Here is a 26228-nt window from a genome sequence, read left to right on the forward strand (position 1 = left end):
CACCGTCAGTCGCCCTCTCGCCATCGGGCGGTCTGCACCGAAGGATGCAACCGCGCCAGTGCATCCCGACGCATCTAGGTCGGCGGCGACCCCATTCCTACCGTGGAAGCACGCCTCTTCCACGATCGGAGTCCCGTTGTCTTTTCCCACCCCGCCCGCCGCGGTGCAGTACCCCACCTCGCCGCTCGCCGCGGTGCAGTTCACGAACGTGCGCAAGAGCTTCCGCGACGGCGCGCACACGGTGGAGGTCCTCCGCGGCATCTCTGTGAGCATCGCGGAGGGATCGTTCACCGCGGTGATGGGGTCCTCCGGGTCGGGCAAGTCGACGTTCCTGAACTGCGCCGCGGGCCTGGACTCCCCGACCTCGGGGAGCGTCGTCGTGGGCGGGCAGGATCTGTCCACGCTGCGCGGTGACGCGGTCACGACGTTCCGCCGTGACCGGATCGGGTTCGTCTTCCAGTCCTATAACCTCCTCCCGCACCTGACCGTCGCCGAGAACGTCGCTCTCCCCGAGTTGCTCGGTGCCCCGAGCGTCGAACCGCAGTGGCAGCGCACCGTCTTGGACCTGATCGGGCTGGCAGACAAGGCCGACCGGCTGCCGGGCGAGCTCTCGGGCGGGCAGGCGCAGCGCGTCGCGATCGCCCGCGCCCTTATTACCCGCCCGGCGGTGGTGTTCGCCGACGAGCCCACGGGCTCGCTCGACCCGCACACCGCCCTCCACGTGCTCGAGGTCCTGCAACGCACCGCCGCGCAGTTGCAGCAGACCCTCGTCATGGTCACTCACGACCCGGCGGTCGCCGCGGCCGCGGATCGGGTGCTGTTCCTGGACGGCGGGGTCGTCACGGCAGACCTGCCGTCCTCGACGGCCGCGGCCGTGTCCAGACAGCTGACGATCATCAACGAGGCACGCTGATGTGGACGCTGATCCGCCGCAGCGCCCGCGTCAACCGGTCCGCGGTCGCTGGCGCCGCCATCGCTCTCACCGCCGCGATCGGCATGCTCACCGCGGCCGCGTTCTGGTTGGACGCGGGGCTCAGGGACCCGGCGCTGTCGGCGACGGCAGGGGAGCTCGTCACGGTCGCCTCCTCGTTCATCGGCGTCGCCTCCCTCATCGCCGGCCTGACGGTGGCATCCACGATCGCGACCGGCCTGCGAGAGCGACGTCCGCAGTTCGCGCTGCTGGCAGCCGTAGGAGCGACGTCGAGCCGGCTGCGACGGATGGTCGTCGCCGAAACCCTGTCGCTGTTCGTGGTCGCCGCGCCCGTGGGGGCATTGATCGGTTTCGCGCTCGGGGCGGCGACCGTGCCACTGTTGCAAGACGCCGGGCTGGCCCCCGGTGGGTACGGGCTGCCGCTGACGGTCGTCCCGGTCATCGGGGTCGTCGCGGTCACGATAGCGGTTGCCCTGATCTCGGCGTGGACGGCGTCGCGGCGCACGTTTCGGGTGAACGCGGCCGAAGCGCTCCGCACCTCCGGAGTGGAACCTGCGCGCGTGGGCGCCGGCCGCCGCGCGACGGCGGTCGTGGTCGCCGCCCTCGGGGTGGTCGCCGCCGGGATGCCGCTGGTGCTTCCCGGGATGCTGGGGGTCGCGTTCGGCACGATGTCGACGTTCTTGCTCATGACCGCGATCGCGCTCATCGGCCCCATCGCGGTCGCCTGGGCCGCTGGCCGTGCGCAGCGACTGCTGCCGGCACGATCGAGCTCGCGACTCGCGGTCGCGAACATCCGCGGGTTCTCGCATCGGCTCACCGCCGTGATCGTCCCGTTCGCGCTCGTGGCCGCGCTCGGCGCCGTACAGCTGAGCACGAACGCCATCGTCGCCGCGGCCGCCCGCGACCAGCTCGCCTCCGGCATCCTCACCGACCTCGTCGGCCCCGCCGACGGAGACTTCGCCGCGATCGAGGGCCTCGACGGGGTGAACGCGGTGACCGTCCTCGCCAGCCAGTCGATGGAGGTGCTCGCCGATCAGGACGACGACCTGCCGTTCGAGGTCTGGGAGCCCGGCACGGCCGGTACCCTCACGACCACCGGGAACATCGACGCCGCCGTCGATCCCGATGTCACCGCGGGGTCGCTGGGCGAGCTCGCCGCGGCCGGCACGATTGCGGTGTCGGCGGATGCGCTGATCGGATCCACCACCGGGGTGGGCGATACGCTCACCGTGCGAATCGGCGGCGTCACGCAGGCCCGGACGATCGTGGCGATCTATGCGGCGTCGCTCGGGTTCGGTGACTACCTCCTCGTCACCGCCGATACGGCGCCCGGCGGCGGCACCATGCTTGTCGACACGGACGACGGTCGCGCGGACGCCGTCCGCGACCACGCGGCCGCCCTGGGGATACCGCTTCAGCCCCCCGACGTGTATGCCGCCGGGGCGCCCGCGGGCGGGGAGAGCACCACCTCGAGCGTGCTGCTGTTCTCACTGCTGCTGTTCGCGCTGCTGGGGGCCATCAACACCCTGATCACCCTCATCCGCGGGCGCCGCGAAGAGCTCGTCCTGCTGATCCGGATCGGCGCCACGCGACCGACACTTGTTCGCACCGTCGTCACCGAATCGCTCATCGCGACCGTGCTCGCCGTGGCGGCTGGAACGGTCGCGGCGATCCCCGCAGCCGTCACCGCCGGCTTCTCGCTGCTCTCCGGATGGCCGGACCTGCCGTGGATCGCGCTGACCGCGCTCCCGGTGGCCTTGCTCGTCTGCGCCCTCCTGACCGCGCTGATCACCAGCATTCTCGTGGTGAGTGGAGGCGCGCCCCGACCCGCTTCCGCGAACCTGCGCGTCGAATAGGGCGCCCAGGTCGTCCCAGAACACCGACGACATCAACCGTCACCAGCTCCGAACCCGCCGTTCGCGACTGCTGGGCTGAGCGCAGGGGAAGGCGACGAGTCGGCGCGGCACGATGATCCGGATGCGTTCAGTCGGTCGTCGACGCGGGTTTGCGGCGTCGGGGGGCGGCGGAGCGGGGCGGCGCCGCCCGCATGTGGTCGCGCAGGCGCCCGAGCACATCGGCGAGCTGCGCTACGTCCGTCTCCGACAAGGACGCGAACAGCAGATCGTTCAGCACTTGGACATGACCCGGGAACACCTGCGCGAGGACTTCGCGGCCGGCAGCAGTGATCGACACCGTCACGCCCCGGTCGTCGTCCTCGGCGGGGGAGCGAGCCACCAAACCGCGTTGCTCGAGCAACTGCGCCTGATACGTCAGACCGCTGCGACTGTAGACCACCCCGTCGGCCAGATCGGTCATCCGATGACTGCCCGAGGTCGCTTCTCCCAGGCGGGCCAAGAGCTGGAATTGCACGTAGCTGAGACTTCCGACCTCGCGCAGCTGCTGCTCCACCGAGTGGCGCAGCAGGCTGCTGGTCTCGATCAGCGCGGAATACGCCCCCAGCTGCGTGGGCGTCATCGACGGTTCTGTGTCCATGCTCGGGACTCTACGTGGTGCTACGGATTCGCACTAGTTGCTGCGAACTCGAAGTTGTGCGGTGATCGTCGGCGACGGGGCCGTCGGGTTCATCCCATGTCACCACGGCGTGAAATGCCACCGCGATCTCGGGGTCGCCAGGCCCTCGGCCCGTGGGCGAGGCGCTTGCGGCGGTCCCCAACGCCGATCGCTCGGGGGGAGTCCTGTGCGTGCGGTCTCACCGATCGCATAGGCTCGGAGGGTGCAGAAACGGCATGCGGCGATCGTCTACAACCCGATCAAAGTTCCGCTTGACCGGCTACGCCGCGCCGTTCTCGAGCAGGAGCGCGAGCATGGCTGGGGCGAGTCCAGCTGGTTCGAGACGGACAGCGACGACTCGGGGCGGCGTGCGGCCGAAGAGGCGCTCGCGGGCGATCCCGCCGTCGTCATCGTCGCAGGTGGCGACGGGACCGTGCGGGCAGTAACCGAGGCGGTGTACGAGAGCGAGACACCGCTGGCGCTCGTGCCCGCCGGCACTGGAAATCTGCTCGCGCGCAACCTCGGCGTGCCTCTGACCAATGTCGAGGGGTCCGTCGCGACCGCGTTCGCCGGCACCGCGCGCGCGGTCGATGTCGCGGTGGCCGAGCTCGAGGATCCCGACGGGCATCGACGCACGCGAGTGTTCGTGGTGATGGCGGGCATCGGACTGGATGCCGAGATGGCACAGCACACGAGCGCCCTCGCGAAGAAGCGCCTCGGTTGGCTCGCCTACGTGCCTCCGATTGCGCGGTCGGTCATCGCGAACCGCCTCTTCCACCTCGATTACCGCATCGACGGCGGTCGCGCGCGGCCGGCTCACGCCCACACGGTCATCGTGGGCAACTGCGGCACGCTCACCGGGAACATGCTCCTCATCCCCGCCGCGATCGTCGACGACGGGATGCTCGACGTCGTCATGCTGCGCCCGAAGGGCAGATGGGGGTGGGCGAGGATCGGCACCCGCCTTACGGCACAGGGGGTCGCGAACCGCTCGAGATTCGGCCGGAGCATGCTCCGGCTCGCACCCGAGTTCCGGGCGCTGAGTTACGCACAGGGCCGCAGCTTCGAGGCCCGCTTCGAGATCCCGCACCACATCGAACTCGATGGCGATGGGTTCGGGCAGGTGGTGCGGGCACGGATCACCGTCCGGCCGAGCGCGCTGCGCGTCTGCGTCCACGACGACGCGACACGTTTACCGGCGAGAGGTGACGCAGCGCAGGCGAGAAGTGGCGCGGCGCCGGCCTGAGGCGACCGGCGCCGGCCTGAGGTGGCCCGGGTCAATCAACCCGGGCCACCCGCGCCTCAATCCGGCGTTAGACCTTCGGCCCCCCGGCCCGTCGACGGATCATCCCGAAGATGAGCGTGCCGACGAAGAGCACGATTCCGATGATGGCCAGCCACATCAGACCCTCGAAAACAAATCCGACGACTGAGAGTATGAGCCATGCCACGAGCAAAATAATAAGAACTGTCCACATGCATGCCACGATACGGGGTTTCGCCGCGGAACGACCTGAAAGCCGCGGCACGCTCGGCGACCGCAACCGGCCGAACGGCACGTCCGCGCGAGGATTACGTTCGTGAAGGGTGTGCGACCTGCGCCTTCTCCATCCGGATCACGACGCTCTTGAATGCCGGTTGATTGCTGATCTCTGCGACGCTGTCGAGCGGCACGAGCACGTTCGTCTCGGGATAGTACGCCGCCGCGCACCCCTTCGGCGTCGGGTAGGGAACCACCCGGAAGCCGGGGGCCCGGCGGTCGATGTCGTCCGACCAGACGCCCACGAGGTCCACGCGGTCGCCCTCGGACAGTCCGAGCTCGGTGAGGTCGTCCTGGTTGACCATGACCACTCGGCGGTCGCCGTGGATGCCCCGGTAGCGGTCGTCGTTGGTGTACGGGATCGTGTTCCACTGGTCGTGCGATCGCAGCGTCTGCAGCATGAGGTGGCCGTTGGGCACGTCGGGGGCGGCACCGTGGTTCACGGTGAAGTGCGCGGTGCCGGTCGAGGTCGGGAAGATGCCCTCGTTCACCGGATTGGTCAGCCGGAAACCCCCGGGCTCTTCGACGCGACGGTTGTAGTCGTGGAAGCCAGGGACGACGCGCGAGACGCGGTCGCGGATGGTCCCATAGTCGGCTTCGAACGACTCCCACGGGATCTCACCCCGGTCGCCGAGGGTCTTGCGGGCCAGCCGGGACAGGATGGATACCTCGCTCAACAGCAGCGGGGAGGCCGGCTCCAGCCGACCTCGAGACCGATGGACCTCGCTCATCGAGTCCTCCACCGTCACGAACTGCTCACCGCGGTCCTGGATATCGCGCTCCGTGCGTCCGAGCGTCGGCAGAATGAGTGCGGTCTCCCCGCACACGACGTGTGACCGGTTCAGCTTCGTCGAAATCTGGGCGGTCAGCCGGCACCTGCGAAGCGCAGCCTCGGTCACATCGCTGTCCGGCGTGGCGCGGACGAAGTTGCCCGCGACCCCGAGGAACACCTTGATGCGGCCCTCGCGCATCGCGCGGATCGTATTCACCGAGTCCAGACCGTGTTCGCGCGGCGGGTCGAAGCCGAACTCGCGTTGCAGGGCATCGAGGAACTCGTCGGGCATCTGCTCCCAGATCCCCATCGTGCGGTCTCCCTGCACGTTGCTGTGCCCGCGCACCGGACAGGCCCCGGTGCCGGTGCGGCCGAGATTGCCCCGCAGCAGCAGGAAGTTGACGATCTCGCGGATCGTCGGCACGGCGTAGCGGTGCTGGGTGAGCCCCATCGCCCAGCAGACGATGACCCGGTCGCTGTGGAGCACCTCATCGCGGACCGCGGTGATCTCCTCGCGCGTGAGCCCCGTCTGAGCGAGGACCTCATCCCAGTCCGTCGCGGCCACGTGCTCGGCGAACGCTTCGAACCCGCTCGTGCTGGAACGGATGAAGTCCCAGTCCAAGACCGTTCCGGGGCGCGATTCCTCCGATTCGAGGAGCAGCCGATTGAGCGCCCGGAACAGCGCAAGGTCGCCGCTCGGGCGGATCTGCAGGAGCCGGTCGGCGATCTCGACACCCGGGCCGAGGACGCCGCGGACTTTCTGCGGGTTCTTGAACCTGCGCAGCCCCGCCTCCGGCAACGGATTGACCGCGACGATACGAGCACCGTTGAGCTTGGCCCGCTCCAACGCGGTCAGCTGGCGGGGATGGTTGCTGCCGGGGTTCTGGCCCACGACGAAGATCAGGTCGGCGTGTTCGATGTCGAGCAGACTCACCGTGCCCTTCCCAGTGCCGATGGTCTCGTGCAGCGCGAACCCGCTGGACTCGTGGCACAGATTGCTGCAGTCGGGGAGGTTGTTGGTGCCGAACGCCCGAGCGAACAGCTGCAGCGTGAAGGCCGCCTCGTTGCTGACTCGGCCGGAGGTGTAAAACGCCGCCTCGTCGGGCGAATCGAGCGAATTCAACTCCGTCGCGAGCAGCTCGAGCGCGTCGCGCCAGCTGATCGACTCGTAATAATCGGACCCGGCGCGCTTCACCATCGGTTCGGTCAATCGACCCTGCTGGTTCAGCCAAAGGTCGGAACGCTCGGCCAGCTCAGAGACGGAGTGACGCCGGAAGAAGTCGGGGGTGATCCGCCTCGACGTCGCCTCATCATTGATGTGCTTGGCGCCGTTCTCGCAGTACTCGTTTTTCGCTCGATGCCCCGGCGCGGGGTCGGGCCACGCGCAACCCGGGCAATCGATCCCGCTGATTTGGTTCATGTTCAGCAGCGTCAGCGCCGTACGCCTGGGGGACGTCTGCTCAAGGGAGTAGCCGATCGCGTGGGCGACCGCGGGCACGCCGGTCGCCCAGTCCTTGGGCGGGCTCACCGACAGGTCGCTGGCGTCCTCTTCGTTCGGCGCGTTTCGCATGTGATCGTCCTCTCGCCTCGCCGTCTGTTCCGGTCAGTCTCAGCCGTGCACCCATCCCGGATGGGTCGAAGATTGCGTCTCGGAGCTCAGTACGCGACCGTTCCGGATCGTGCCGCGAGGCATCTCAACGGCACCCCCCACGCCCTCAACGAATGATTTGAACCGTGCGAGCTCCGCGCGAATCACGCGGCGGGCGACCGCGTGGACCAGCCGACCGAGCAGCCGCTCACTCGATTCGAGGCGCACCGTGACGCGCACGGTCGCGTGATCCTCGGAGCGGGGAACGAACGACGCCTCGCCGTCGTGCCGGAGGTGTCGACCCAGGTTCCGCCACGCCACCAGCGAGTGCGGATGCTGCTCGCGGACCTCGACGTGGAACTCGCGCCGCACGGGCCCGATCCCGACCAGCCACCGCGTGACCGCGGGCTGCACCTGCTCGACCCTCTTCACGAGGGAGCTGAACCGGGGGAAGCTCTCGAACTGCGTCCATTGGTCGTACGCGATTCGCGCCGGGACATCGACATCGACGTCCGCCTCGACAACACCCATGGGTCGCTCCTCTCCATGTGGGACCTCCACCAAAACACTCCGGCCCAACGGGCGCAATAGGCCGCCCCCCGCTCTGTGGAATTGCGCAGGAGCCGGTATTGCCGTGATCGCGCACCCGGCGGCCGGTGAGCATCCCGAACACCACGCGAACTAGCCTGACGGCATCCACCGACGAAGGAGTCTCCGCAATGGGCACACGAACCACCCTGACCGCATCCGACGGCTTCACGCTGAACGCCTACCGAGCCGAACCCGACGGAGCTCCGCGCGGCGGCGTTGTACTCTTCGGCGAGGTGTGGGGCCTCAACACCTGGGTGCGTTCGGTGACCGATCGCTGGGCCGAGCACGGTTACCTCGCGATCTCTCCCGCCATGTTTGACCGGGTCGAGTACGGCTACGAGAGCGAGGACTACTCGCGGATGCCCCTCGACTTCTTCGCGTCCTACAGCCAAGAGACCGCGCTGCTCGACATGGCCGCTGCGGTTGAGGCGGCGAGCGAGGGCGGCAGGGTCGGCGTGACCGGCTACTGCTTCGGCGGCGCCAATTCGTGGCGCGCGGCCGCGCAGGTCGACGGCGTCGCCGCCGCCTCGGGGTACTACGGGGGCGGCGTGCCCAACTACATCGGCCTGACGCCGCGCGTGCCCACCGAGATGCACTTCGGCAGTCGCGACCAGGGCATCCCGATGGAACAGGTCGAAGAACTCGCGCAGGCGCACCCCGACGTCGACATCTACACGTACGACGCCGACCACGGCTTCTGCAACTCCGATGCGCCGAGGTTCGACCGGGATGCCTGCGAGGCCGCGAGCGCACGATCGCTGGCGTTCTTCCGCACGCATGTCGGCTAGCGCCGCCGTCACCGAGGGCGCCGGGTCCGCCACGGCCGTGACCAGCCTCGGCGCCGCCGCGGCCCCCGGTGGCCGTGACGGTGTCCGCGTCGCGCTCGCCGGCCTCGATGCCGCGCCGCTCTCGCGCAAGCGGGCGATGCTGCTCGCCATGCTCGTCGACGCCGAGGTCGACCGCCGTGCGACGGGCGACCTCCTCGCGCACCGCCGCGTCGTCGCGGCGAAGGAGCCCGCGCTCGCCACGGCCATGGAGGTCGCCGCGATGCGCGAGCACGGGCCGCGGCTCGCGACCGAGACCGTGCCGGCCGACGGCGCCGACCCGCAGGCCCTCAGCGAAGCCGACTACATGGTGTCGCTCTACAACGCCGGGACCGTGCAGCGCATGCGCATCGTGTGGCCCGACGGCGCGCGCGCCGACGCGGTCGAGACGCTGCGGCACGCGGTCGCGGCGCTCGAGCGACACGCGCCGGCCGCGCCACCCGGGCCGGCCGCGTGAGGAAACACCTGCGAGAGGATGCACGTGGTTTCGGATGCCGATGCGCCCGTCTTCCGGGCGCCGATGCGATCACGGGACGACGTCGTGCCCGAGGGCTCCGGCGTGGAGCGGGGGCTGGCCATTGGCCTCGTCGGATTGGGCGGTCGCCTGGCGGTCGCACCTGACTCGCTCGACGCTGCGGTCGAGGCTGCGGCGTCGGAGCACGGCGAACGCCTCGCCCGACGCATCGCACGGTTCGCCGACGCCCCGAACGGCGCCTACGTGTGGACGCGGGACCTCGACGCGAATGTCTGGCTCGGTCGCATCAGGGGACCCTGGCGGTACGACGACCGCTGGGGCGCGGTCGAGGCTGACCTTGTGCACGTGCGCGACTGCGAGTGGCTCGGCGAGCCGATCGACCCGCGCCGTGTGCCGGCCGCCGTCACGGCTATCTTCGCGCGCGGCGGGCGCAACTGGCAGCGCATCCGCTCACTCGATGCCCTGCCGCAGACCGAATGTTGCTGGAGCCGTTCGTAACTCCCTGACCGCCGGTCAGTGGCGACGCGTCGCCGCCTCGATGGCACGCCGCACGTGCTCAGAGGTTGTCGCCGAGAACGCGACGATGCGGGCATCCCGGACGCTCGTCGTCGCGCCCGAGATCGTGTCGACGGCCGCCGCGATCGCGTCGTCGAGCGGCCAGCCGTAGATACCGGCGCTGATGAGCGGGAAGGCGACCGATGCCGCACCGAGCTCGTCGGCGACCTCGAGCGAGCGTCGGTAGCAGCTCACCAGCAGCCCGCGGTCGCGCTCTCCGGCCGCGAAGTTGGGGCCGACGGTGTGGATCACCCACGTCGCGGGCAGGTCGCCCGCGGTCGTCCACCCGGCGTCGCCCGGAGCGAGGCCGTCCGGGAAGCGCGCGATGCAGTCGTGGAGCACGCGCGGCCCGCCCGAGCGGTGGATCGCGCCGTCGACGCCGCCCCCGCCACGCATGGCCCTGCTCGCGGCGTTGACGATGGCGTCGACTCGCTGCTCGGTGATGTCTCCGTGGACGACACTGATCGAAGGCATGCCCCAAGTCTGATCGATCGCGCGCGGGCCCGTACTCTGGCATGCATGGAAAACCGCGACATGGATGGCGAGCCGCGCGTCTTTGCGGCACTGCCGGAGATCGACTTCGACGCCGTCGACTTCGTGACGAGCGACCACCATTTCGGTCACGCGCGCATCATCGAGCTGTGCGATCGGCCGTTCGCCTCGGTCGCGCAGATGGACACAGAGCTCGTTGCCGCCTGGAACGGTGTCGTGGGGCCCGACGACACCGTGCTGCACCTCGGGGACCTCGCCCTCGGCAAGCGCGAGGAGATGATCCGGCTCACCGAATCGCTCAACGGGCGCAAACTGCTCGTGCCCGGCAATCACGACTCGATCTCGACGGTGTACCGCGCCTCGGCGAAGAACAAGCAGCGCACCCTCGAATTGCTCGAGGCCTGCGGATGGACGGTGCTGCCCGAGATCGTCGGCGGCACACGGGGCGGGCGCCGCCTGATCGCGGCCCACTACCCGTACTACGGCGATTCCCACGGTGACGATCGGCACGTGGATGCTCGCCCCGTCGACGAGGGCATCCCGCTGCTCCACGGTCATACCCACGACGCCGCGACGAAGGCGCACGAGCACATGTATCACGTCGGCGTCGATGCGCACGAGTACGAGCCGATTCCCATGGCCGCCATCGACGATTGGCTGCGGGGGCCCGATGCCGTCCATGCCCCCGGCCCTGGCGACGCGCCTGAGGCTGGCCGCGCGTAGACTCGGACGAGTGGAGCGGGAAGTGAAGTCGTCGTCAGGGGACCCGTCGTGAGCGCGCCAGGCGGGCGAACGGCATCGAGCGCCGACGGCACCCGGTACGCCTCGCTCGACGAGGCGCTCGCGGGCGCGAACATCCCTGCGGAGAACCACGAGTTCATCCACTCGTTCCTCGACTCGATCGATGCCATCGGGTTCTACCAGCGAAGCGGCTACATCAAGGTCGTGCGCAGGTCGCACGGCCCGGCGCTGCAGATTCACCCCGGCTACACCACGGGCTTCCGCGCCGAGATCGAGATCCTGCTCACGATCGGCGAGGACGCTGAGCGGTGGCAGTCCGAGCGGGGCGGCCTCTGGGGCGTGACGCACCCGGCGCGGGGCTCTGGCCCCGCGCCGCGCGCGGCGGGGCCCGGAGCGTCGGGCGCGCGCGGCCGAGGCGCCGGAGCGTCGGCGCCCGCGGCAGCGTCCGGACCCTCGGCGCGCCCGTCACGAGCGGCGGAGCCCCGCGACCACGGGGTCTGCGACAGCTGCTTCATGGCGCTGCCCGCGACCGGCGTCTGCGACACCTGCGGGTAGCGCGGCGTCTGGCGCTCACTTCGCTCCCCCGGAGCCGGAGGAGCCTCGCCCGCTCGTGAGGATGCCCGAGCCGGCGAAGGTTTCATGGCGTGCGGGCATCAACGCGTCGCTACGCTGGCCGCATCCACTACCAATGGGGGTTCAATGGTCACGCGCCACTTCCCGCGCCCCGCCGAGCTCTTCGAGCTCGTGCAGCTCAAAAGACCGGAGCTCAACGCCAAGAAGCGGCGACTCGCATCCGCCATGACGATCGGTGACCTGCGTCGCATCGCGAAGCGGCGCACGCCCAAGGCGGCATTCGACTACACCGACGGCGCTGCCGAAGCCGAGCTGTCGCTCGCGCGGGCGCGGCGCGCGTTCCGGGACATCGAGTTCCACCCCGACATCCTGAAGCCCGCCGAGCACGTCGACACCACCACCGAGATCCTCGGCGGCACCTCGGCCCTGCCGTTCGGCATCGCGCCGACCGGGTTTACGCGACTCATGCAGACCGAGGGCGAGCACGCGGGTGCGGGCGCGGCGGGCGCGGCCGGCATTCCCTTCACCCTCTCGACCCTCGGTACGACCTCCATCGAAGATGTCGTGAAGGCCAACCCGCACGGCCGCAACTGGTTCCAGCTGTATGTGATGCGCAATCGCGACCTGTCGTTCGAGCTCGCCACGCGCGCTGCCGAAGCGGGGTTCGACACGCTGCACTTCACGGTCGACACGCCCATCTCGGGGGCGAGGTTGCGGGATGCACGGAACGGCTTCTCGCTGCCGCCGCAGCTCACGCTCGCCACGGTGCTCGACGCCCTGCCGCGGCCGTGGTGGTGGTTCGACCTGCTGACGACCCCGAAACTCGAGTTCGCGTCGCTGACCACGACGAGCGGCATGACGATTCCCGAACTCGTGACCGCCGCGATGGACCCGACGATCAGCTACGACGACCTCGACGTGATCCGTGGGATCTGGCCGGGCAACGTCGTCGTCAAGGGTGTGCAGACGGTGGAAGACGCGAAGAAGCTCGTCGACCTCGGCGTCGACGGCATCGTGCTCTCGAACCACGGCGGGCGGCAGCTCGACCGGGCCCCGATCCCCTTCCACCTGTTACCGAAGGTCGTGCGCGAAGTCGGCCGCGACGCGACGGTCATGATCGACACGGGCATCATGAACGGCGCCGACATCGTCGCCTCGATGGCGCTCGGGGCGAAGTTCACGCTGATCGGCCGCGCCTACCTGTACGGGCTCATGGCGGGCGGGCGGGCGGGTGTTGATCGGACCATCGAGATCCTGCGCAGCGAACTCGTGCGCACGATGTCGCTGCTCGGGGTGTCGAGCATCGAGGAGCTCGAGCCGCGACACGTCACGCAGCTCACGCGGCTCGTGCCCCTGTAGGGCCGCCAGCGGGAGCGCGGCGGGTCCGCCGGGTGAGCGCGGCGCGGCACCTCGGGCCCACCCGCGACCTCAGCGGGGGAGGGCGACGAACATCTCGCGGTGCAGCGCCGAGACGTGCGTGCGCGTGATCGCGATCGCGGCCGCGCCATCATGCCGCCGAAACGCGTCGATGAGCGCGCGATGCTCGCGCCACGACGTCTCGAGCTCGTGCATCGGATACGGCACGAAGTACTTCAGCAGCGCCTCGTACGTCACGAGATACGTCGCCGCCTCGGGCCGCCCGCTGATCTCGACGCTCAGACGATGGAACCGGCTGTCCGGCCCGTGATGCTCGAGCCAGTTCTCAGCTGACTCCGACTCCACGAGGAGCGACTCGAGCTCATCGCACTGCTCGGGCGTCGCGACGAGCGCCGACTCGTAGTTCAGCGCGCACTCCATGAGCAGGCGCTGATCGATGAGTCGGCGAATCGCCCGTTCGTCTGCGCGATACGCGCCCACGGAGGTGTCCTCGAGCCGCGGGGGAGCATCCGCGACGAACGTGCCCCCGCCGCGGCCGCGCCGGCGCACGAGCACCCCGTCGACCACGAGGCTCTCGAGAGCCCGCCTGGCGCTGATCTGACTCACCTCGAGGCCCTCGGCGATGGTGGCGAGCTTCGGCAGTCGGCTGCCCGTCGGCAGCAGCCCGTGCTCGATCGAGAGCAGGATGCGTGCTCGCACCGTCTCGACCGCCGACAGTCGCGTCAGCGCGGCGGCTCCCGGCGGGGAGAAGAGCGCGTCGGCCGAGGTCGGGCCGGTCGCGGCGGCGGCTGCCGGAATCCCTCGCTGCGCCATGTCTTGATCGTAGCCGTGCGCCAACCTATAGTGCTCAAAGTGATCAGTTAACTCGGTGACGAGAGGCAAGGATGCGCAGCGCACCATTCGCCGTCGGACTCGCGCAGCGCATACCGCTCGCGGTCGACGCCCCGCTTGAGATGTTCGCGGACGATGTCGACGCGACGATGAAGGAGCACGCGGAGCTGGACGTGCTCGTGTACCCCGAGCTGCACCTGCACGGCACCGAGCACCTGCCCGAGGCAGAGCGGCCGGCCGCGCTCGAGGCGGCAGCCGTCGCGCTCGACGCCGATGAGGTGCGCGCGCTCGGCGCGATCGCGAAGCAGCACGGGATCTGGCTCGTGCCGGGCAGCATCGGCGAGCGGGGGCCGGGCGGCGAGTTCTTCAACACGCAGCTGCTGTTCGCGCCCGACGGCGGGCTGCGTGCCCGCTACCGGAAGATGTTCCCCTGGCGGCCGTTCGAGCCGCACGTGCCGGGCGCCGAATTCGTCGTCGCGCCGATCGAGGGGGATGCCGCCGACGCGCCGGCGACCGAAGCGCCGGCCGCCGACGCACCGGCCGCCGACGACGCGGCCGAGCATCCCGCCGCGCTGCGCGCGGGCCTCTCGATCTGCTACGACGCCTGGTTCCCCGAGCACTCGCGGCAGCTCGCCTGGCTCGGGGCCGACGTCGTGCTGAACATCGTCAAGACCACGACGCCCGACCGCGAGCAGGAGCTCGTGCTTGCCCGCGCCAACGCGATCACGAACCAAAACTACGTGCTGAGCGTGAACTGCGCCGCCCCCGTCGGGCGGGGCCGGAGCATCGCCGTCGATCCGGAGGGGCTCATCATCGGCGAGGCCGGGCTCGCCGAGACGACGCTCGTCGTGCCGGTTGACCCGCAACGGGTCGCGCACGTGCGCCGCGACGGCACGGCCGGCAGCAACCGCGTCTGGTCGCAGTTCGGCCCCGGCGACGCCCCCATTCCTCTGCCCATGTACGACGGCCGCATCGACCCCGCAACGTGGGCGCCGCGCGGACACCGAAACGACACTTCCGCGCGCGGCTGAGGGCCGACGCCGACACGACTGGAGCATCATGACCGACACCACCACGACGCTCACCCGCACCCTGCGGCTGCCGTCGCTCGTCATCTTCGGGCTCGCGTACCTCACGCCCCTCATCGTGCTCGGCATCTTCGGCGTGATCGCGTCGCAGACCGGCGGCGCGAGCGCGAGCGCCTATCTGCTGGCGCTCGCAGCGATGCTGTTCACCGCGAACAGCTACGGGCGAATGGCCGCCGCCTACCCGGTCGCCGGCTCGGCCTACACGTACGTGCGTCGGACGATCGACGGCCGCGTCGGGTTCCTGGTGGGGTGGGCGACGCTGCTCGACTACCTGTTCCTGCCCATGGTGATCTGGCTCATCGGCGGGTCGTATCTGCAGGCGCAGTTCCCCGGCGTGCCCATGGCCGTGTGGATCCTCGCCTTCATCGTGCTCACGACCGTGCTCAACCTCGTCGGCATCAAGGTCGCCGACCGCGTGAACCTCGTGCTCATGTCGTTCCAGATCCTCGTGATCGTCTTCTTCGTCGTGCTCGCACTCGCCGATGTCGCGGGAGCGGACGGCGCCGGCGCACTCGTGAGCGCGACCCCGTTCACGGGGGTCGACGTCGGGCTGCTGGGCATCGCGGGCGGTGCCGCCATCGCGGCCTACTCGTTCCTCGGATTCGACGCCGTCACGACGCTCACGGAGGAGACCATTGAGCCCCGCAAGACGGTGCCGAAGGCGATCATGCTCGTCGCGCTCATCGGCGGCGGCATCTTCGTGGTCGTGTCGTACGCGGTGCAGCTCGTGCACCCGGGCGGGGTGTTCGACAACGCGGATGCTGCGGCGTTCGAGATCGCGACCCGAATCGGTGGGGCGTTCTTCGGCGCCGTCTTCCTCGCCGCACTCGTCGTGGCGCAGTTCACCTCGGGGATCGCGGCGCAGGCCGCCGGCAGCCGCTTGCTCTACGCGATGGGGCGCGACGGCGTCCTGCCGCGCCGCGTCTTCGGCGCACTCAGCCCGCGCTTCCGCACGCCGATGCTCAGCATCCTGGTCATTGCGGCGGTCGGCCTCATCGCCATGTTCATGGACGTCGCGACGTCGACCTCGTTCATCAACTTCGGCGCCTTCATCGCCTTCATCATGGTGAACGTGTCGGTCATCGTCTACTGGGCGAAGCGCCGCCGCGACGGGGAGCGGCTGAACCCGCTGCTGTACCTCGTGTGCCCGACCGTCGGCGTGGCCGTCATCGCGTTCCTGCTGACGCAACTCGACATGCACGCCATCACGCTCGGCTCGATCTGGCTCGCGGTGGGCGTCGTGATCCTCGCGATCGTCACGCGCGGGTTCCGCCGACAGCCGCCCGAACTCCCGGTCGAAGAGGCCGAGCGCGTCGAGGCGTAGGCGAGGCGCCGCTGATCGTCGTTCAGCGGTTGGGCGGCGACTCGAGGCAGCCGTTCACGAGTACGAGTTCCGTGTCGACGTCGTCGTGGACGAGCTACCGGGAACTGCCGTGAGCGCCACCGATGCCCAGCACGCGAACGCGGCCGCATCGACCCCCAGCGCGATCCACTGCAGCGCGGGGGCGAGCTCCGCGAAGTCGGCCCGTGCCGACACGAGGCCTTCAGGAGTCGTGAATGATCCCCCCAGCGACGCCGTCCGCGACAACGAGAACAGCACCATGGCGAGGTGCGCCAGCAGGCCGCCGGTCACCAGGAGACTGATGTTGCCGGTGCGGCGACGGCGCACCCGGGCCTCCGCAAGGTAGTCATGGCCCGGGGACGGCCGTGACATCGTGATGAGCGCCGTGAATGCCGTCGCGAGCACGAGCGCGATCACGGCGAGTGCGGGGAGCGAGGAGCGCCACCCATAGATCGGTGCGCCAATCGACATGTCGTCACCGACCGAGACGGTGAACTGGGTGAAACCCGTCTCGGGGTCGGATGCGGCTCCCGCGGCGATCGTGATCGCCACGACGATGACGAGCACGACGAGCGGCGCCGCGACCGCTCGCGTCGAGGCGTCTGCGAACACCCGGCGGAAGGGGGAGGGACCAGCGCTCCCGGACGCGGCTGCGCCGGGCGCCGAGCCGGACATCCCCGCGATGCTGCCGCCGCGCCGCACCGGGAAAATGGCGAAGACGAGCGCGGCGAGGGTGAGCACGAGCGGAATCGTGAATCGGTCGTAGGGCTCCCAGAGCTGCACGACCGGCGCGACCGACACCCCGAACAGCGGCATGACGTCGATGAGGCGCAGTGCCAGGGCCCCCAGGAGACACGTGAGGGCGGCGGCGACGCTGAATCCGGCCGCGGCATCCTCGAGCCAGATCGAGGTGCGCCTCCGCAGAAACCACACGGCGAACGCGATGGCCATGCCCACTACCGCGGGCCCGATCGTGATCCCCAGAATGAAGGTCATCGCCGCTCCCCACATTCGTCACCGGATCACCGCACCGAGACTACGTGAGGGCGTTGAACGTGCCCGCTCGCCCGCGTTCATCATCGCCCGCCAGAATCGGGAGGCATGAAGCGCCTGATTCCGGCTGGAGCAACCGAGCAGTACGTCACCCTCGATGAAGGAGAGATTCGGGTCTTGGTCGGCGGCACGGCGAGTGACCGCCCTCCGCTCGTGCTCGTGCACGGCGGCGGGGTCGACAACGCCGGTATCTCGTGGTTCTCCGCCTTCGAGGCGTTCGGTGGCGAGCGGCGCGTGGTCGGCGTCGACCTACCCGGGTTCGGCGGCAGCCTCGGCGTCGAACCCGTGGGCGGTCCCGATCGCATGGCCGACGTCGTCGTGCGGGCCGCTCGGCAACTCGGGCTGCAGCGGGCCGTGGTCGCTGGTGTCTCGATGGGCGGCGACGTCGCGCTCAACGTTGCGCTCAGGCACCCCGACGTCGCCCAGGCGTTGGTCCTGGTGGCCCCCGGGGGACTGACCGGCAGGGCGGGCCCGCCGGGGCGGCAGTTTGTCTACGGGGCCGCCGCCGCGCTGCCCGACCCGCTGCTCGGCGCCTTGGCCCGGCTGATGAACCGTTTCACGGGCCCCGCGATGCGCGCCATGATGCACGACCCCGACGCGTTTCCGCGGGAGGTCGCCGACGAGTTCCTTCGCGAGGCGCGGGCACCCGGTGCGGGCATGGGGTACGGCCGGTACAACCAGGCGACGCTCGGTCGCGTCGGTATGCGGAACAACCTGCTCCCCTTCGTGCACCGCATTTCGGCGCCCGCGCTGTTCTTCCACGGGGCGGAGGATCCGCTCGTCAGTCCGGACGGCTCGCGGCGAGCGGCCGAGCGGATGCCGAACGGTCGTCTCGTGCTCGTGCCCGAAACGGGCCACTGGGCGCAGCTCGAGTCACCCGAGCGATTCGAGACCGAGGTGCGCGCGTTTCTCGAGGAGGTCGATGCAGCGGCGGGTGCGGCCGCAGCGATAGTCGACAACTGAATCGCCGCTGGCCCGCGGCTCAGCCGCGCCCCGGCACCACGATGCCCGCCTCGTAGGCGAGCACGACGGCGTGCACGCGGTCGCGCAGGCCGAGCTTCGTGAGGATGCGGCTCACGTGCGACTTCGTCGTCTGCTCAGCGATGAAGAGCTCGGTGGCGATCTCGCTGTTGGAGCGGCCGGCCGCCATGCGCACGAACACCTCACGCTCGCGATCGGTGAGCTCGCCGAGCACCTTGGCGGCGGGGATGCGTGGCTCGGGGGCGCCCGCGAACGTCTCGACGAGGCGGGTGGTCACGCGGGGCGAGAGGATCGCGTCGCCCGCCGCTGCGGTGCGCACGGCCGCGATCAGCTCGTCGGGCGCCGCATCTTTCACGAGAAAGCCGCTCGCGCCGGCCCGCAGCGCCGCGAAGACGTAGTCGTCCACGTCGAAGGTCGTGAGCATGACGATGCGGGGCCGATGCTGCGACCGCTCGTCTGCCATGATCGCCGCGGTCGCCTCGATGCCGTTCAGGTTCGGCATCCGCACGTCCATGAGCACCACGTCGGGCGTGTGGCTGCGCACGCGAGCGAGCGCCTCGGCGCCGTCGGACGCCTGCGCCACGACCTCGATGTCGGGCTGCGCGCCGAGGATCGCGACGAGCCCCACGCGGAACATCTCCTGGTCGTCCGCCACCAGCACGCGAACGCTCATGCGCGCGGCTCCGCGACGAACGGCGCCCGCGCGAGCACGGCGTAGCCGCCATCGGCCGTTGGGCCGTGCTCGAGGGTGCCGCCGACTGAGGTCATGCGCTCAATCATGCCCCGGATGCCGTAGCCACCGCCCGCAATGATCGTCGCACCGGGCGCGGGCGCGGGGCCGGGATCCGAACGGCCGGGCGGCGGATCATTCCGCACGGAGAGCACGAGCGTGTCGCCGACCGCCTCGAGCCGCACTTGCGCGCCCGCCCCGCCCGCGTGGCGGGCGACGTTGCTCAGCGACTCCTGTGTGACGCGAAACAGCGCCAGTTGCACCGCGGCAGGCGGCTGCGGCAGGGAGTCCGGGACCGACACGTTCACGTGGACGCCCGCGGCGCGAGTCGCCTCGAACAGGGCTGGGAGGTCGCCGAGGCCCGGCTGCGGCGCGTCGAGCTGCTCGCCCTCGTCGCGCAGCACGCTCAGCAACCCGCGCATCTCGCGCAGCGCGGCCCTTGCCTGCTCGGCGATGCCATCGAGCTCGACGACCACGTCGTCGGGGATGCCCTCGTAGCGGTAGCGGGCCGAGGTCGCGCGCATGTGCACGATGGACATGCTGTGCGCGACCACGTCGTGCATCTCGCGGGCGATACGGGCGCGCTCGAGCGCCCCGCGGCGCCGCTCGTCGGCGAGCTCGGTCTCGTACCGAGCCGTCCGCACGTCCTTTCGCGCCGTGACGAGCTGTGCCACCACGGTGGCGAGCACGTTGACGACCGTGACGAGGCCGGCCGCGACCGCGAGCATGGGGAGTGAGGATCCGGGGGCCATCCCGGCGAAGGCGAGCGCGATCGCGAAGGCCGAGAGCGGCAGCAGGACGCCGAGCGACGCCCACATCGCGAGCACCGGGCGACGGCGGGCGGCGAGGCCGACCAGCAGGAGCATGAAGGCGATTAGGCTCACGACGCTCAATGGCCAGGGGAGGCCCGCTGCGGCCCCCGCCCAGGTGAACGCGGGCACGGTGACGAGGGCCATGCCGAGGGTCGACCCGACGTGCAGGGCCGTCGCGAGACGCGGCATCACGAACAGCAGCACGAGCGTCGCTCCCTGCAGGATCGACAGGATCGTCGCGATCGCGATCGCCGGCCCGGTGATCTCGTAGACGACGAGGTGCACCGGTACGCCGACGCAGATGATCACGACCGCGGCGATCGACGCCGCGACCCACACGATCCAGTGCGGCCGGTCGGCCTCGCGCTCGATGACGGCATCGATCAGGCGTCCGAAGCGACCGGGCCGGTCCGCGCCGTCGGCGTCGGTCCGGGGTGCGCGCCGCCGGCCTCGTTCCGGCCCGGCGCCCGGTAGCTGCGCTGGCCGGTCGGCATTCGTGGGGGTCACGCGGGGGTCCCTTCTCGTCGTGTCGCCAGCGTAGGTGTCACGGGGCTGACGGGCATCGCGCTCCGGTTCCGGCGCGGCCAGTACGGGCGTAGGGGGTCGGGGGCCGTACCGGGGTCGGGCGGGCGCGGCTCCCGCGCGTGATGCGGGCGAGCGGCCGCCGCCGCGACGCTTGCGACATCGGCCGGCACCGTGCCCCAGGAGGCGCACCAGGCCGGCACGACCCAGTGACCCGAACGGAGCGGCACATGACCCTCGTCTCTCGCGAGCCCCACGCAGCGCAGGCCCTACGAGCCGAACGCTCCGGCAGCGCGGCCACAGCGTCCACGCCATCGCGGCGCGACTCGACCATCGACGTCGCCCGCGCCTGGTGTCTCGTCGTGGTCGTCGCGCTGCACGCGATGATGGTCGGCGTGAGCGTCGTCGGCGGCGCGCCCCTGCTCGAGAACGCCATGGAAGGCTGGGGCGGTTTTGCCGCGGCCACGTGGTTCGTGCAGGTGATGCCGCTGTTCTTCGTGCTCGGCGGCGCATCGGCGATGCTGCACTGGCGCAAGCTGCGGCGCGGGCAGGATGCTCCGGGGCGCGATGGTGGCGGCGTCGACGCGGGAGCGGCGACGCGGTACGTGGCCACGCGCGTGCCGCGGCTCGTCGTGCCCGCGCTCGTCGCGGGTATCGCGGTCGTTGCGGCCCTGACGGCGCTGCTGCTCCTGGGCGTGCCGGGCGATCTCGTCGCCGAGGCCGGGTTCCGCATGAGCCAGCCCCTGTGGTTCCTCGGCGTCTACGTGCTGTGCAGCGCGGCGGTGCCGTTCCTCGCGACCGCCCACCGTCGGGCGCCGGGATGGACGCTCGGAGCGCTCATCGGCGCGGCCGTCGGCGTCGACGCGCTTCGTCACCTCACCGGCGTCGAGGCGATCGGCTTCGCGAACCTGCTCTTCGTGTGGCTGGCGGTGCAGCAGCTCGGCTTCTTCGTCGCCGACGGCACCTCGGCGCGGCTGCCTCGGCGGTGGCTCGTTCCCCTCGCGGCGGCGGCGTTCGCGGGGCTCGCGCTGCTGTGCGGGGTCGGCGTCGCGCCGTTCGACCTGCTCGAGGCGCTGAACCCTCCGTCGGCCGTGCTCATCATGCTCGGCGTCGGTCAGCTGCTCCTGTTCGAGGCGGCGCGTCCGTGGCTCCAGGCCGTGCACGCCCGGGGCGGCGTCGCGGCGGTCGTGGGCTGGATCAACGCGCGCGCCATGACCATCTACTCATGGCACATGCTCGTGCTCATCGGGCTCGCGGGCGGCCTACTCGTGACCGGGTGGCCGCTGCCGGCGCCGCTCAGCACCGACTGGTGGGCCACGCGGCCGCTGTGGCTGGTCGCCGTGGTCGCAGTCGTCACGGTCGTCGTCGCGCTTGCGGGCAGGTTCGAGGCCAAGGGGCGGCGGCCGCCGTCGAACGGCGCGTCGGCCGCCTCGGCAGTCGCCTCGATGCGGCGGGTCTGGTTCGGTGGTGCCGTCGCCGCTGCCGGCACCCTCGCGGTGCTGGTGGGCTCGGGCTCGCTGCTGGCGTGGGCGATCGGGGCCACGGCCTGGATCGTCGCGCTGCTGCTGGTTGGTGCTCGGCCGCGCATGAGCATTCACACTGCGTATCGCCCCGGTGGGCCGCATCGGGCGCCTGCTGCGCGATCGTCACTCGGAACGGCCGGGCTGGCGCGATAACCCGCGTCCGGGCCGCACGATCGCGCACACCGCCCCCCGAACCTCCCGATTTCGTCGGCGGGGTCGTGCATAAAGTGGTCGCGTGATCGAGTTCGAGCGCGTTTCCAAGAACTTCGGCGGCGTGCTCGCCGTCGACGACTTCTCCGCAGTGATCCCGTCGCACCGCGCGGTCGTGCTCGTCGGATCGTCGGGCTGCGGCAAGACCACGCTGCTGCGCATGGTCAACCGCATGACCTCGCCGACGAGCGGTCGCGTGCTCATCGACGGCGACGACGTGCAGCGCATGGATGCCGTGAAGCTGCGGCGCTCGATCGGATACGTCCTGCAGCACGGCGGCCTGATGCCGCACCGCACGGTCGTCGACAACGTGGCCACCGTGCCGATCCTCAACGGCCGGCCGAAGCGCGCGGCCCGGGCCGCCGCGCTCGAGCTGCTCGAACGGGTCGGCCTCGACGCGTCATTCGGCAATCGCTATCCGGTGCAGCTGTCCGGTGGCCAGCAGCAGCGCGTCGGCGTCGCGCGAGCGCTCGCCGCTGACCCGAACATTCTGCTCATGGACGAGCCGTTCGGAGCGGTCGACCCCATCGTTCGGCTCGAGCTCCAGCACGAGCTGCTGCGGCTGCAGGGCGAGCTTGGCAAGACCATCGTCTTCGTCACGCACGACGTCGACGAGGCGTTTCGGATCGGCGACGAGGTCATCGTGCTGCGCGAGGGCGCGCGCATCGCCCAGCGCGGGGTGCCGGCCGAACTGCTCGCGCACCCAGCCGACGAATTCACACGCGACTTCATCGGGGCAGGCCGCGCCGACCGCAGGCTCTCGCTCCGCGAGATCGACGGGCGCACCATCGCGGTCGACGGCGCCGGCGCGCCCGTCGGGGTCGTTGAGCCATGACCTGGTTCACGCTCAACTGGCCGTGGGTGGTCGAGCTCGCGGGTGCACACCTGTTCATCACGGCCGCGGCCGTGCTGCTCAGCGTCGTCATCGCCGTGCCGATCGGGCGGCTCGCCTACCGCCTGCCCAAGGTCGGCGGCCCGATCCTGAGCGCCGCGACCCTGCTGTTCGCGATTCCGGCGCTGCCGCTGCTCATCCTCGTGCCCGTCGTCTTCGGCACGCCGCTGCGGTCGAACGCGACGCTGATCATCGCCCTGACCGCTTACGGGGTCGCGCTGCTCGTCCGCACGGCGGCCGACGCCTTCGGCGCCGTCGACGCCCGCGTCCGCGACGCCGCCCTCGCCACCGGCGAGTCGCCCCGCACGGTCTTCTGGCGGGTCGACCTGCCGCTCGCGGTCCCCGTGCTGCTCTCCGGCATCCGGGTCATGATGGTCTCGACGATCGGGCTCGTCACGATCGGCGCGCTGATCGGCGTCCCCGGCCTCGGGTCGATGCTCACCGACGGGTTCCAGCGGGGCATCGCGGGCGAGGTCGTGACGGGCGTCGTGTCGGTGGTCGTGCTTGCCCTCGTCCTCGACGGCCTGTTGCTGCTCGCCGGCCGGCTGATGACGCCCTGGGCGGTGGCGCGATGAGCATCCTCCTCGACGCCCTCGCCTGGCTGGTGGACCCCGCAAACTGGAGCGGGGCATCGGGTATTCCCGCCCGCGTCGGCGAACACCTGCTGATCGTGCTCGCCACGATCGCGCTCGCGGGAGCCGTCGCGTGGCCCCTCGGCGCGTTCGTGGGTCACGCGCGCCGTGGCGCCGCGGCGGTCGCGGCCGTCACCGGCGCGGCCCGCGCGATCCCAACGCTCGGCCTGCTGACGCTGTTCGGGCTGTGGCTCGGCATCGGCCTCGGGGCGCCCCTGATCGCGCTCGTCGTGCTCGCGATCCCGTCGCTGCTGGCGGGCACGTACGCCGGGATGCACGCGATCGCTCCCGACATTCCCGCAGCGGCCAGCGCCATCGGCATGACGCCGCTGCAGGTTGTCGCACGCGTCGAGCTGCCCCTCGCCCTTCCCGTCATCATCGGCGGCCTGCGGGCCGCGACCCTGCAGGTGGTCGCCACGGCGACCCTCGCCGCGTACATCTCGGACCTCGGTGTCGGCCGGTACATCTTCGCCGGCCTCAAACTCGCCGACTACGGCCGGATGCTCGGCGGTGCGATCGTTGTCATCGTGATCGCGCTCGCGCTCGAACTCATCCTCGCGCTCGCGCAGCGCCTCGCCGTCACGCGCGTCGCGAACCCGGCAGCGGCATTCCGTCGTCACGACCGGATCGGCGCCATCGCCGATCGTCCCGCCATCGAAAGGACCCTGACATGAAACTCCGGAGCCCCCTCGTTCCCATCGCTGGCATCGCCGTCGCGGCGCTCGCGCTTGCCGGCTGCGCCTCCGCCGACCCGCTCGCCGGCGGTGAGGGCGCTGACGACGGCGACGACGGTGGCGCCATCGTCATCGGCTCGCAGGACTACTACTCGAACGAGATCGTCGCCGAGATCTACGCCCAGGCGCTCGAGGCAGTCGGCTACGAGGTGCAGCGCGACTTCCGCATCGGGCAGCGCGAGGTCTACCTGCCCGAGATCGAGGCCGGGTCGATCGACCTGTTCCCCGAGTACTCGGGACCCGTGCTGCAGTACTGGGAGCCCGACACCGAGGCGCGGCTCCCGGATGACGTCTATCACTCGCTCGTCGGGGCCATGCCCGAGGGGCTGCGGCCGCTCGACCAGGCCCCGGCGACCGATCAAGACGCGTACGCCGTGACGCGAGCGTTCGCGGAGGAGTGGAACCTGACCACGATCGCCGACCTCGCGAACGTGACGGTTCCCCTCACGCTCGGCGCCAACAGCGAGGCGGAGAGCCGGCCGAACGGGCCGCAGGGGCTCGCCTCCGCCTACGGGGTCGAGGCCGGCTTCGCGCCGATCGAGGACGGGGGCGGCCCGCTCACCGTGAAGGCGCTCGAGGATGGCGACATCCAGCTCGCGATCGTGTATACCTCCGACCCGTCGATCGCCGAGAACGATCTCGTCGTGCTGGAGGATCCCGAGGGCCTGTTTCTCGCATCGCACATCGTGCCGCTCGCGAGCGAACGCGTCGACGATGAAGCGGCCGAAGTGATCAACGCCCTCAGCGCGCAGCTCACGGCCGACGAGCTCATCGCCCTCAACGCCCGCAGCGTGAACGAGGAGCTGCCGGCAGCGACGATCGCGACCGATTGGCTCGCGGAGCACGGGGCCTGACAGTGGCACCACGGTCGGAGGGCGAAGCATGGCGAGGCTGAAGCGCGTCAACCCGGATCGCGACCCGGGGTGCACGCGCGTGCGTCGGGGGAGCGGGTTCAGCTACCTGCGCCCGAGCGGCGCGCGCGTCTCGCCGCGCGAGCGGGCGCGCATCGAGGCACTCGTGATCCCGCCGGCCTGGCGAGACGTGTGGATCTGCGCCAACCCGCGCGGCCACATCCAGGCCGTCGGCACCGACGAGATGGGGCGGCGGCAATACCTGTACCACCCGGCCTGGGCGGAGCGGCGGGGCCGCGGCAAGTACGCGCGCGCGCTGCGACTGGCCGAGGCGCTTCCGGCGGCGCGCGCGAAGGTCACCGCGGCCCTGAGCGGTGACGGGATCGGCCGGGAGCGGGTGCTCGCGGCCGCCTTCCGTCTGCTCGATCGTGCAGCGCCGCGGGTGGGCTCGACGCGCGCGCTCGCGGGCAGGGGGGTCACGACGCTGCTGCGCGGCGACGCGACCGTCGAGGGCGACCGCGTGACGCTGTCGTTTCCCGGCAAGGGCGGGAAGTGGCAGCGCCTGGTCATCGACGACGCGGCGCTCGCCGAGGTCATCGGCGAGCTCGCGCGCGGCGAGCCTCGTCGCCGGCTCTTCGCATTCCGGCGAGGCCGCCGTCGGGTGCCGTTGCGGCCGCGCGACGTCAACGCCTACATCACCGAGACCGCGGGAAGCGAATTCTCGGCCAAGGACTTCCGCACGCTGCGGGGCACCACCGTCGCGGCGAGAGCGCTCGCCGATGCGAAGCGCGGCTTCGACGGGCGTCGGCCCTCCCGGCGCAAACTCGCGGCCGCCGAGCGCGACGCCGTCCGAGCGGCCGCCGGCGCGCTCGGCAACACCCCGGCGGTCGCGCGCGACGCGTACATCGATCCGCGCGTGTTTGCGCGGTTCCGCCGGGGGCGCGTGGTCGAAGACGGGGTGAGCGACGAGACGGCGCTGCGCCGGCTGCTGTCGTGACGGCGGGCGCGGCCGAGGGCACCGTTGCGTCGGAGTGGATGCTGCACCGCCTCGCCTGCG

Annotated in this window: 27 protein-coding genes; 18 read left to right on the forward strand and 9 right to left on the reverse strand. The window is 70.8% G+C overall.

Annotation, left to right across the window (positions count from 1 at the left end; translation table 11 throughout):
- Window positions 1–136: 136 nt before the first annotated feature.
- Together F8O04_RS02905 and F8O04_RS02910 are read left to right on the forward strand one after the other, a co-directional pair.
- The gene (locus tag F8O04_RS02905; RefSeq protein WP_158027834.1) at window positions 137–913 is read left to right on the forward strand and encodes an ABC transporter ATP-binding protein; all 777 of its coding nucleotides are present in this window, start codon (window positions 137–139) and stop codon (window positions 911–913) included.
- A complete protein-coding gene (locus F8O04_RS02910) occupies window positions 913–2787 on the forward strand; it encodes an FtsX-like permease family protein (RefSeq protein WP_158027835.1) in 1875 nt (624 codons plus the stop codon). Before F8O04_RS02905 ends, F8O04_RS02910 begins: the two co-directional genes overlap by 1 nt.
- Window positions 2788–2914: 127 nt before the next feature.
- Here the strand turns inward: F8O04_RS02910 and F8O04_RS02915 are convergent, their stop codons facing one another.
- Window positions 2915–3406 carry a MarR family winged helix-turn-helix transcriptional regulator gene (locus F8O04_RS02915; RefSeq protein WP_225734836.1) on the reverse strand — a complete coding sequence of 164 codons (492 nt, stop codon included), beginning with the start codon at window positions 3404–3406 and terminating at the stop codon, window positions 2915–2917.
- A 259-nt stretch (window positions 3407–3665) separates the two neighbouring features.
- Here F8O04_RS02915 and F8O04_RS02920 point away from each other — a divergent pair, with 259 nt between their 5' ends.
- Window positions 3666–4688, forward strand: a complete 1023-nt coding sequence (locus F8O04_RS02920; protein WP_188726305.1) for a diacylglycerol/lipid kinase family protein — start codon at window positions 3666–3668, stop codon at window positions 4686–4688.
- A 67-nt stretch (window positions 4689–4755) separates the two neighbouring features.
- On the opposite strand, the gene F8O04_RS14730 is transcribed toward F8O04_RS02920, so the two are convergent.
- The 3 genes from F8O04_RS14730 to F8O04_RS02930 all read right to left on the reverse strand — a co-directional run bounded on the left by F8O04_RS14730 (window position 4756) and on the right by F8O04_RS02930 (window position 7873).
- Entirely contained in the window at window positions 4756–4893 is a 138-nt protein-coding gene (locus F8O04_RS14730; RefSeq protein WP_188726478.1) for a hypothetical protein, read from the reverse strand.
- A 121-nt stretch (window positions 4894–5014) separates the two neighbouring features.
- Window positions 5015–7324, reverse strand: coding sequence for an FdhF/YdeP family oxidoreductase (locus F8O04_RS02925; RefSeq protein WP_158027837.1), 2310 nt, complete (start codon window positions 7322–7324; stop codon window positions 5015–5017).
- 39 nt (window positions 7325–7363) lie between these two features.
- On the reverse strand, window positions 7364–7873 hold the full coding sequence (locus F8O04_RS02930) for an SRPBCC family protein (RefSeq protein WP_158027838.1): 510 nt from the start codon (window positions 7871–7873) through the stop codon (window positions 7364–7366).
- Window positions 7874–8061: 188 nt separating this feature from the next.
- Here F8O04_RS02930 and F8O04_RS02935 point away from each other — a divergent pair, with 188 nt between their 5' ends.
- The 3 genes from F8O04_RS02935 to F8O04_RS02945 are packed head-to-tail and all read left to right on the forward strand — an operon-like array spanning window position 8062 to window position 9730.
- Entirely contained in the window at window positions 8062–8721 is a 660-nt protein-coding gene (locus F8O04_RS02935; RefSeq protein WP_158027839.1) for a dienelactone hydrolase family protein, read from the forward strand.
- Window positions 8711–9214 carry a hypothetical protein gene (locus F8O04_RS02940; protein WP_158027840.1) on the forward strand — a complete coding sequence of 168 codons (504 nt, stop codon included), beginning with the start codon at window positions 8711–8713 and terminating at the stop codon, window positions 9212–9214. Before F8O04_RS02935 ends, F8O04_RS02940 begins: the two co-directional genes overlap by 11 nt.
- Before the next feature lie 24 nt (window positions 9215–9238).
- Window positions 9239–9730, forward strand: a complete 492-nt coding sequence (locus F8O04_RS02945) for a GAF domain-containing protein (protein ID WP_225734837.1) — start codon at window positions 9239–9241, stop codon at window positions 9728–9730.
- A gap of 15 nt (window positions 9731–9745) precedes the next feature.
- Here the strand turns inward: F8O04_RS02945 and F8O04_RS02950 are convergent, their stop codons facing one another.
- The gene (locus F8O04_RS02950; protein WP_158027842.1) at window positions 9746–10261 is read right to left on the reverse strand and encodes an O-acetyl-ADP-ribose deacetylase; all 516 of its coding nucleotides are present in this window, start codon (window positions 10259–10261) and stop codon (window positions 9746–9748) included.
- A 45-nt stretch (window positions 10262–10306) separates the two neighbouring features.
- Here F8O04_RS02950 and F8O04_RS02955 point away from each other — a divergent pair, with 45 nt between their 5' ends.
- The 3 genes from F8O04_RS02955 (at window position 10307) to F8O04_RS02965 (ending at window position 12952) form a co-directional block, all read left to right on the forward strand.
- On the forward strand, window positions 10307–11002 hold the full coding sequence (locus F8O04_RS02955; RefSeq protein ID WP_158027843.1) for a metallophosphoesterase family protein: 696 nt from the start codon (window positions 10307–10309) through the stop codon (window positions 11000–11002).
- A 48-nt stretch (window positions 11003–11050) separates the two neighbouring features.
- On the forward strand, window positions 11051–11575 hold the full coding sequence (locus F8O04_RS02960; protein WP_158027844.1) for a hypothetical protein: 525 nt from the start codon (window positions 11051–11053) through the stop codon (window positions 11573–11575).
- A 144-nt stretch (window positions 11576–11719) separates the two neighbouring features.
- Window positions 11720–12952 carry an alpha-hydroxy acid oxidase gene (locus F8O04_RS02965; RefSeq protein ID WP_158027845.1) on the forward strand — a complete coding sequence of 411 codons (1233 nt, stop codon included), beginning with the start codon at window positions 11720–11722 and terminating at the stop codon, window positions 12950–12952.
- Between the two features lie 69 nt (window positions 12953–13021).
- Here F8O04_RS02965 and F8O04_RS02970 read toward each other — a convergent pair whose 3' ends face one another.
- Window positions 13022–13783, reverse strand: a complete 762-nt coding sequence (locus F8O04_RS02970; protein WP_188726304.1) for a FadR/GntR family transcriptional regulator — start codon at window positions 13781–13783, stop codon at window positions 13022–13024.
- 71 nt (window positions 13784–13854) lie between these two features.
- On the opposite strand from F8O04_RS02970, the gene F8O04_RS02975 reads away from it, so the two are divergent.
- Together F8O04_RS02975 and F8O04_RS02980 are read left to right on the forward strand one after the other, a co-directional pair.
- Window positions 13855–14832: a carbon-nitrogen hydrolase family protein gene (locus F8O04_RS02975; protein ID WP_158027847.1), complete on the forward strand. Its 978-nt coding sequence runs from the start codon at window positions 13855–13857 to the stop codon at window positions 14830–14832.
- Between the two features lie 28 nt (window positions 14833–14860).
- Window positions 14861–16213, forward strand: coding sequence for an APC family permease (locus tag F8O04_RS02980; RefSeq protein ID WP_158027848.1), 1353 nt, complete (start codon window positions 14861–14863; stop codon window positions 16211–16213).
- 54 nt (window positions 16214–16267) lie between these two features.
- Here F8O04_RS02980 and F8O04_RS02985 read toward each other — a convergent pair whose 3' ends face one another.
- The gene (locus F8O04_RS02985; RefSeq protein ID WP_158027849.1) at window positions 16268–17227 is read right to left on the reverse strand and encodes a hypothetical protein; all 960 of its coding nucleotides are present in this window, start codon (window positions 17225–17227) and stop codon (window positions 16268–16270) included.
- Between the two features lie 105 nt (window positions 17228–17332).
- Between F8O04_RS02985 and F8O04_RS02990 the strand changes: the two genes are divergently transcribed.
- Window positions 17333–18247 carry an alpha/beta fold hydrolase gene (locus tag F8O04_RS02990; protein WP_158027850.1) on the forward strand — a complete coding sequence of 305 codons (915 nt, stop codon included), beginning with the start codon at window positions 17333–17335 and terminating at the stop codon, window positions 18245–18247.
- Window positions 18248–18266: 19 nt separating this feature from the next.
- Here F8O04_RS02990 and F8O04_RS02995 read toward each other — a convergent pair whose 3' ends face one another.
- Window positions 18267–18938: a response regulator gene (locus F8O04_RS02995; protein WP_158027851.1), complete on the reverse strand. Its 672-nt coding sequence runs from the start codon at window positions 18936–18938 to the stop codon at window positions 18267–18269.
- The gene (locus F8O04_RS03000; RefSeq protein ID WP_188726303.1) at window positions 18935–20314 is read right to left on the reverse strand and encodes a sensor histidine kinase; all 1380 of its coding nucleotides are present in this window, start codon (window positions 20312–20314) and stop codon (window positions 18935–18937) included. The genes F8O04_RS02995 and F8O04_RS03000 overlap by 4 nt, the downstream gene beginning before the upstream one ends.
- Window positions 20315–20559: 245 nt before the next feature.
- Here F8O04_RS03000 and F8O04_RS03005 point away from each other — a divergent pair, with 245 nt between their 5' ends.
- From F8O04_RS03005 to F8O04_RS03030, 6 genes are all read left to right on the forward strand, one after another.
- Complete coding sequence (locus tag F8O04_RS03005) at window positions 20560–22005, forward strand: acyltransferase family protein (RefSeq protein ID WP_188726302.1); 1446 nt, start codon at window positions 20560–20562, stop codon at window positions 22003–22005.
- Window positions 22006–22087: 82 nt separating this feature from the next.
- Window positions 22088–22897 carry an ABC transporter ATP-binding protein gene (locus F8O04_RS03010; RefSeq protein ID WP_158027854.1) on the forward strand — a complete coding sequence of 270 codons (810 nt, stop codon included), beginning with the start codon at window positions 22088–22090 and terminating at the stop codon, window positions 22895–22897.
- Window positions 22894–23529 (forward strand): ABC transporter permease, encoded by a 636-nt coding sequence (locus F8O04_RS03015; protein ID WP_158027855.1) that lies wholly within the window; start codon window positions 22894–22896, stop codon window positions 23527–23529. Before F8O04_RS03010 ends, F8O04_RS03015 begins: the two co-directional genes overlap by 4 nt.
- Window positions 23526–24260 (forward strand): ABC transporter permease, encoded by a 735-nt coding sequence (locus tag F8O04_RS03020; RefSeq protein ID WP_158027856.1) that lies wholly within the window; start codon window positions 23526–23528, stop codon window positions 24258–24260. The genes F8O04_RS03015 and F8O04_RS03020 overlap by 4 nt, the downstream gene beginning before the upstream one ends.
- Entirely contained in the window at window positions 24257–25174 is a 918-nt protein-coding gene (locus tag F8O04_RS03025; RefSeq protein WP_158027857.1) for an ABC transporter substrate-binding protein, read from the forward strand. Before F8O04_RS03020 ends, F8O04_RS03025 begins: the two co-directional genes overlap by 4 nt.
- 28 nt (window positions 25175–25202) lie before the next feature.
- Window positions 25203–26168 carry a DNA topoisomerase IB gene (locus F8O04_RS03030; protein ID WP_158027858.1) on the forward strand — a complete coding sequence of 322 codons (966 nt, stop codon included), beginning with the start codon at window positions 25203–25205 and terminating at the stop codon, window positions 26166–26168.
- Window positions 26169–26228 lie beyond the last annotated feature (60 nt).

This window comes from Pseudoclavibacter endophyticus, assembly GCF_008831085.1.
Taxonomy (GTDB): Bacteria; Actinomycetota; Actinomycetes; order Actinomycetales; family Microbacteriaceae; genus Pseudoclavibacter; species Pseudoclavibacter endophyticus.